This is a genomic window from Robinsoniella sp. (assembly GCF_034124845.1).
On sequence record NZ_JAWYAJ010000481.1, the window covers coordinates 1 to 1945 of the forward strand.

Annotated in this window: 2 protein-coding genes; one reads left to right on the forward strand and one right to left on the reverse strand. The window is 38.9% G+C overall.

The window, feature by feature from the left end:
* A partial coding sequence (locus ACH2DQ_RS23520; RefSeq protein WP_395028548.1) for an ABC transporter permease occupies positions 1-1492 on the forward strand: 1492 nt, incomplete at its 5' end.
* A 268-nt stretch (positions 1493-1760) separates the two neighbouring features.
* Here the strand turns inward: ACH2DQ_RS23520 and ACH2DQ_RS23525 are convergent.
* Positions 1761-1945: hypothetical protein (locus ACH2DQ_RS23525; protein ID WP_395028549.1), on the reverse strand; the 185-nt coding region annotated here is incomplete at its 5' end.

The following is a 1945-nucleotide window of genomic DNA, read 5'->3' on the forward strand; positions in this document are numbered from 1 at the left end:
AGGGGCTGCACTTTTTTCCGGAATTACAGTTTTCTTAAGTGTCAGAAAGCCAGCAAAAAAAGCATCCGGAATCTCTTCGCTGGAAGCATCCAAATATGTTGGTGATGGTTTAGATAGTAAGAAGAAAACCAGCAAACGTAAAAACGGGTCCAGGATTACACATATGGCATGGGCGAATTTAGGACGAAATAAGACCAGAACGGCATTTATTATGATTTCTCTGCTGCTGTGTACCGTACTGCTCAATTCCGTGTTTGTTATAGCAGGAAGCTTCGATACCGATAAATGGATTAAATCCTTGAGTAAAACAGATTTTATAATTGCAAGTTCCAGTACGTTTAACAATATGAAAGGATTTGTCCATCATGATGATGCACTGGATGAAAATATGGTAAAGGCAGTGGAAAAACAACCCGGTGTGAAAGAAGGGGGACGCCTTTATAAAAATACGCTGGATGACAGAAATGTAAGCTTTGAGTATGGTTGCCGAATCTTAGATACAGAGGAGCGGGACGGATACAATTATGGAATTACGGCAGAGGGTGAATCCTTTACCCTTGCAGATGATAACCGTCCACTGTGTAATGCATTTGGAATGTCTGATGCGGTTTTATCCAGAATGACCATTGTAAATGGAGAAAAAGATTTGAACGTCTTACGGGAAAAACTTGCGGAAGGGAACTATATAATTGAAGGAGTCACCTCTGTACGGGGCAATGGAAATGTTTCCATGAAAGAATTTACCAGTGAAATAGGACAGAACATAGATGCTTATGTAGATGGTAAAAAAGCAAAAACTTTTACCGTAGTGGCGCAGGCGATTCTGAATGATGTTGAATATGAGGTACCATCCATTAATACGGGGGTGGTTCAGGTGGGAAATGACAGCCCTTATTTCTATATGACTCAGAAGGATTTCGAATCAATTTATCAAAATCCTGCGCTGTTAAGTTATTCTTTTGACATAGATCCGAAATATGAATTACAGATGGAGGAATTCCTGGATGAGTATATTCAGAATGAAAATCCCAATGCAAGCTATAATTCTGTTCGGCTGTTAAAAGAAGACGTATGGAAAACCCAGCAGGTAGTATACGTTATAGGCGGTATCATTGGGGCAGTCATGGGATTAGCCGGCATGATTAACTTTATCAATATGGTGATCACAAGCATTCTCACACGGCGTCATGAATTTGCCGCAATGCAGAGTATTGGTATGACAAAAAGGCAGTTAAATCAAATGTTGACGCTGGAGGGTATTTACTATGCATTAGGCGCAGGCATCCTGGGAATTATAACTTCGGGAATCTTGGGTGTGACACTGGTGCAGATGATCAGTTCCAATATCTGGTTTATGACTTTCCGGCTGACAATCCTTCCTTCCGTGATAATATGTGGTATCTTCCTGGGAATTGCAGTTGTGGTTCCCTCATTATCCCTGAAAATATTTCATAAAGGAAGTATAGTTGAGCAGCTGAGAGAAACGGAATAAATGGATGGGATTGCTTTTGAATTACGATTTGGGAAATTCACGTTATTGCATAAATCGTCCTATCTCAGCAGAGAAAATATCTTTGCTGTGGTGGGATGTATTTTGTATCTGGCGTTCACAAAGCGTTGCATTTCCCCAGGGAAACCGAAAACAGAGTTCTTAAATTTCTGCATCGATTACAATATCTAAAAATATTATATGTAACTTTTATTAAAAATGTGTTGCAATATATATTCTAATGTGGTATTATTACCTTGTAAAAAACATTCTAATCGCTGGCAGTTCTGCCAGACAAATTCCAATTGACAAAATAAAATAAGGTGTTGCTATGCTTGCTGTAAGCCGATATTATATAATTATCTAAAGTATATTTAACTCTTCTTGCGCTGCAAAGAAACTGCCTTAAAGTAAGAGGAGGACTGACAAACAATGGATAATTCGCCCAAAACAAAT